Source organism: Methylomagnum sp., assembly GCF_054333355.1.
On record NZ_JBTEKS010000364.1, the window covers coordinates 1 to 4,384 of the forward strand.

At 60.1% G+C, this 4,384-nt stretch carries 7 protein-coding genes; 3 read left to right on the forward strand and 4 right to left on the reverse strand.

Going from position 1 to position 4,384, the window contains the following annotated elements; genetic code table 11:
* Positions 1–310 precede the first annotated feature (310 nt).
* Together ACXWUF_RS19285 and ACXWUF_RS19290 are read left to right on the forward strand one after the other, a co-directional pair.
* Positions 311–505, forward strand: coding sequence for a hypothetical protein (locus ACXWUF_RS19285; protein WP_458496208.1), 195 nt, complete (start codon positions 311–313; stop codon positions 503–505).
* 95 nt (positions 506–600) lie between these two features.
* Complete coding sequence (locus tag ACXWUF_RS19290) at positions 601–1,023, forward strand: RDD family protein (RefSeq protein WP_458496209.1); 423 nt, start codon at positions 601–603, stop codon at positions 1,021–1,023.
* Between the two features lie 89 nt (positions 1,024–1,112).
* Here the strand turns inward: ACXWUF_RS19290 and ACXWUF_RS19295 are convergent, their stop codons facing one another.
* Positions 1,113–1,487, reverse strand: coding sequence for an HPF/RaiA family ribosome-associated protein (locus ACXWUF_RS19295; protein ID WP_458496210.1), 375 nt, complete (start codon positions 1,485–1,487; stop codon positions 1,113–1,115).
* 382 nt (positions 1,488–1,869) lie between these two features.
* Here ACXWUF_RS19295 and ACXWUF_RS19300 point away from each other — a divergent pair, with 382 nt between their 5' ends.
* Entirely contained in the window at positions 1,870–2,247 is a 378-nt protein-coding gene (locus ACXWUF_RS19300; protein ID WP_458496211.1) for a 4a-hydroxytetrahydrobiopterin dehydratase, read from the forward strand.
* Positions 2,248–2,283: 36 nt separating this feature from the next.
* Here ACXWUF_RS19300 and ACXWUF_RS19305 read toward each other — a convergent pair whose 3' ends face one another.
* From ACXWUF_RS19305 to mtoX, 3 genes are all read right to left on the reverse strand, one after another.
* Positions 2,284–2,556, reverse strand: a complete 273-nt coding sequence (locus ACXWUF_RS19305) for a DUF4242 domain-containing protein (protein ID WP_458496212.1) — start codon at positions 2,554–2,556, stop codon at positions 2,284–2,286.
* A 31-nt stretch (positions 2,557–2,587) separates the two neighbouring features.
* Entirely contained in the window at positions 2,588–2,791 is a 204-nt protein-coding gene (locus ACXWUF_RS19310; protein ID WP_458496213.1) for a (4Fe-4S)-binding protein, read from the reverse strand.
* Positions 2,792–2,867: 76 nt separating this feature from the next.
* A complete protein-coding gene (mtoX, locus tag ACXWUF_RS19315) occupies positions 2,868–4,247 on the reverse strand; it encodes a methanethiol oxidase (protein WP_458496214.1) in 1,380 nt (459 codons plus the stop codon).
* Positions 4,248–4,384 lie beyond the last annotated feature (137 nt).

The following is a 4,384-nucleotide window of genomic DNA, read 5'->3' on the forward strand; positions in this document are numbered from 1 at the left end:
CGATCATAAGGATGTCGCTCAATTTGTGGAGCTTGTTCCTGGTTTCCCGGCGCGGGCCTTCCAAATCGGCGGAGTAGGGGCGGGGATCGGGCAACATAAAAAGCCCACACAGTACCTCATTCCTTGTCAAGGGGGGAGATAGCGCGATTGCCCTGTAGAACGCCCGTCCCGGCGCGGTTCCCCATGTGTTTTGTGTTACTATTCGGCCCGTCCCCCGCCCCGTAGCACCCCGACGAATCCCTCGGCAGCCATGGTGGAAATCGGGGTATCCGTTAAGATAATTAATAAGCATGTAGGAGGAGGTGAGCTTATGTTTAAGATCAAAACTGATGAATTCCTTTCGCATCCGGTTCAAACCAGCGTCTTCGTCGCGCTGGTCGGATTGATTATGTTCATGCCGCTGATTCGCCCGCCGTTCATTCTCTCCGTTATCCTGGTGGGAGGGCTGGTCTATTTGTCCATGTACTTCGGAGCGGTGTTCGCCTCTTCGAGTGAGAAGCCCTAATCATCGGCCATCGCTAACGGGGCTGCGCGCGTACTAGCCCGGCGGCCCCTGTCGAAACGGGATTCCCCGGCCTCACCCCGGACGAACCCAGCCCCATGCCTCCACCCATCCCTCCCGCTCCCGCTGGCTTGCTCCGCCGTCTGGCGGCCATGCTGTATGACGCCCTGCTGTTGGCTGGCGTTCTGTTCGCGGCCACCCTGGTCATCCTGCCCTTGCGCGGCGGCGAAGCTTTCCGCGCCCACGACCCCATTTTTTCCGTCTACCTCCTCGGCGTGGCCTTTTTATTCTTAGGCTGGTTTTGGACCCACGGCGGACAAACCTTGGGGATGCGTGCCTGGAGAATCCGCTTGCAGTCCAGCGATGGCGGCCCCGCGTCCTGGCGCCAAGCGACCGTTCGCTACCTATTCGCCTTGATCTCGGGCGCCTGTCTCGGGCTGGGTTTTCTGTGGATAGCCCTCGATCCGCACAAGCGCGGCTGGCACGATCTGGCCTCCGGGACGCGGATCGTCAGGCTGTGACGGAAGGGCGATGGGGGAAGAAGGATGAATTATCCCCCGATGGAGGGACGCCGCCTAAGAGGGTGACGGCGCCCCTGGCCGAACGGCGCTTAGGCAACGCTGGGGGCGGCGGCGGCGACCTTCTGATGGCTCTTGATTTCGCCGCGCTGGATGCGGACGTACTCTTCGAGCTGCCGCGTGGCGGCGGCGAAGGCGTCGCGCAGGGCGACGTAAAGGTCTTCGTGGGATTGCTTGTCGTGATGATCCCGGCTCACCACGATGTGCTTGTGCGGGACGCTGAGGTCGATTCGGATTTTGTAGAGATTACCCTGATGCTGATGATGATGTTCGGCTTCCACCGCGACCCTGCAACTGACGATGTTGTCGCAGAATTTTTCCAGCTTCGCCGCTTTTTCCCGAATCCGGGTTTCGACCGCGTCTGAATGCGGGATGCCCCGGAACGTAATCTCTAGTGGTACTTGCATAGGTGTTCCCATTTATGTCAAGGCTTGAAGTAATCAATCGAGCCGGACTTCCCGGACTCTGGCGAGGCCGCGCAAGACTTGCTTAGGCAGCCCCTCCCCCAAACTTATAGTCGAAAATCTGGCTCGATGACGGAGTTATTGTTCTCTGCCCCAGGCTTCGTCCTGATACGACCGCCTTACCGGCGGCGACCCTGATTTTATGAAGCCCGCGTGACAATGATATACAACCAGCAAACTCTCTGTCGAATCAACCGAGCGTAATCAGCCCCCGGCCCGGACATTTTTGAACCCGACCGACCGACTGGCGCTCCGCTTGACACCCCCACGGCGGCAAGCACAAGCTAATCCGACCTTTTTAGTCTGGAAAGCGGAGGACACGGCCATGGCGGATACGAATGAACGGATTTACTCGCCGGAGGAAATCGAGCTGCGCCTAAAGGCGGAACTGCCCCACTGGTATTTCGAGAACGGCTGGATTCGGCGCAAGTACCGCACCAGCGGCTGGAAGGCCACGCTGATGGTGGTCAACACGGTCGGGCATTTGGCGGAAGCGGCCTGGCACCATCCCGACCTGACGGTCTCCTATGCCTTCGTCATCGTGAAGCTGACGACCCACTCGGCCAAGGGCGTCACCGACAAGGATTTCGCCCTGGCCCGGAAGATTGAGGACGTGGTGCAATGGCGTCCCAACGAAGACAGCGGCGGGGTATTGGAGGGCACGCCGGATGATCCGCGCTTTAAGTATCTGAAGTACGATTGAACGCCTGAGCGGGGGGCGCGAATCCCCCGCCCCCCATTATTCCCCCGTGGTCGGATCAATCACCGACTTAATCTCCGAAATCCGATTAGCCGGAAACCCGCCCTCCTCCGCGTGCTGGCGGATCACGTCCTCATCGGGCGCGACGTATACGCAGTACACCTTGTCGTCGGTCACGTAGCTCTGCACCCACTGGATGCGCGGTCCCAGCCGGTTCAGCACACCGCATGACTTTTGTGAAATGGCCTGCAATTCCTCCTGGGTCAGTTGGCCCGCGCCGGGGATTTCGCGTTCGATCAGATACTTGGGCATGACGGTTCTCCTGATGGATTAAGGGGATTATTTAATCGGGTCGCATTCCAACGCGCCGGTGGGGCAGCGCCGGATGGCTTCGGCAATAGCCTTCGGGCGAGGCGGCATTCACGTCGATCCATGGGTCTTTGGACGGCTCGAACACCACCGGCAGGCCGCGCACGCATTCCCCGGCGTGGCCGCACAGGTACTCGTTGAAGCGCACGATGATTCGGTTGTTCTTGTACTCTTGCATGGGGCTTCTCCAAAAGTCTCTCGCCGATGTAGGTCGGGCTTAAGCCCGACCTACAGGTTCACGGGGAAGATACTGTTCAAGGTGTACCCAAAGCCGCCACCGGCTGGTCTGCTTTCAGCTCGGCCACGCTTTTGTACAGCGAATAGGCTCCGAACCGCATCTGGTGGGCGCGGCCCAGCTTCTCCTTGGTGAAATCCACCGAGAACTGCTCCTTCAACGCCTTGCCGTCCCAGGCGTAGCCCTTCAAATACTGCTCGTTATCCTTGCCCTTCTTGTCCCAGTTGCCCAGCAGCGACGAGGTGAAATAAATCCGCTTGCCGTCCCAACTGGACGAAGCCATGTTGATCTGGGCACCGACATGGGTCTCGTACACCTGCTTCGGCTTGTGCGGGTCGGAAATATCGAAGGCGCGGGCCTGGCCGTCCATGAAGGTATCGACCCACAGCAGCTTGTCGTCGCTGGAAATGGAGATGTCCACCGGCAGCGGGACTTGCTTGGGATCGCCGATGTCCGCCACCTCCTTGGCCTGCCATTCGCCCTTGCCGTCCTCGTAGATCAGCCAGATTTTCGAGGTCAGCGCGGTGGTGGTGAAACAGTAATTGTGAGCGTCATCCCAGGCGCAGCGGACTTCCAGCGGGGCGCCGGGCACGTCGAACACTCTTCTAGGCTGGAGGGTGTGCAAGTCCCACACCACGACGGTGTTGCCGAAGTGCTTCATGGCCTCGGCGTCCGACAGCATCTTGCCGAAGTCCATCATGTAGTTGTTCCAGCCGGTGAAGGACGTGGAAATCAGCGCGTTCTTGCGGGGCAGTGCACGCACGTCGTAGCCGTAGCCATCGGCGTACTTGCCGGTCTTCACCGCGCCGCGCAGGTCGGAATCGGTGGGCATCCAGTGGGTGGCGACGTACTCGCCGGCATTGGTGTACTCCACCATGGCGGTGCGTCCGCCGTGGTCCTTGTTGTTGGAAAGCCCGGTGATGAGCATCCGGCCCGGCAGCGCGTAGAAGGAATGGGGGCCGACCACGCCGCCGCTGTTAGCGACGAAATCTTTCAGCACCTTGTGCAGCTTGGGCTTGGCCGGGTCGCTGTGGATGTCGAAGATGAAAATCTTGCTGGTGTCGAGACCACCCGCCCACAGGTATTGGCGGTCGTCGGTGAAGTCGGAATGATGGGCCTCGTTGCGCCCACCCACCGACAGGGATTCGATCACCTTGCCGTAGTTGGACGATTTCGGGTTCACGTCCACCGTGACCAGCTTGTCCTGCTCGTCGCCCAAGCCCTCGACGCCGAGGGTCCAGACGTAGACGAAATCCTCCTGGCCCTTGATCTTGGGCATGTAGGGCGACAGGCAGGTTTCATCCGCCCCGACCGGCGACAAGCCGAAACCGGCCAGTGCCAGCCCGGTCAACGCGCCGCGCACGGCCCGCCCGAGTGTGTTTTTGGTTGTGTGTTGCATTCGCATAGCTCTCCTCGTTGTGGTTTTCAGCAGTGGAACCGCCGGTGCTTGGCCAGGGTTCTCGTCCTTGCGATGGTTTGTCCTTTTCTCAGAGTCGTTCCATCCTCTGGAGTGCAAGGCTTGCCTTGCGCTTTTCC

Coding starts and splice junctions, on each gene's coding strand:
- ACXWUF_RS19285 (WP_458496208.1), top strand. CDS start 311: ATGTTTAAGATCAAAACTGATGAATTCCTTTCGCATCCGGTTCAAACC.
- ACXWUF_RS19290 (WP_458496209.1), top strand. CDS start 601: ATGCCTCCACCCATCCCTCCCGCTCCCGCTGGCTTGCTCCGCCGTCTG.
- ACXWUF_RS19295 (WP_458496210.1), bottom strand. CDS start 1,487: ATGCAAGTACCACTAGAGATTACGTTCCGGGGCATCCCGCATTCAGAC.
- ACXWUF_RS19300 (WP_458496211.1), top strand. CDS start 1,870: ATGGCGGATACGAATGAACGGATTTACTCGCCGGAGGAAATCGAGCTG.
- ACXWUF_RS19305 (WP_458496212.1), bottom strand. CDS start 2,556: ATGCCCAAGTATCTGATCGAACGCGAAATCCCCGGCGCGGGCCAACTG.
- ACXWUF_RS19310 (WP_458496213.1), bottom strand. CDS start 2,791: ATGCAAGAGTACAAGAACAACCGAATCATCGTGCGCTTCAACGAGTAC.
- mtoX (WP_458496214.1), bottom strand. CDS start 4,247: ATGCAACACACAACCAAAAACACACTCGGGCGGGCCGTGCGCGGCGCG.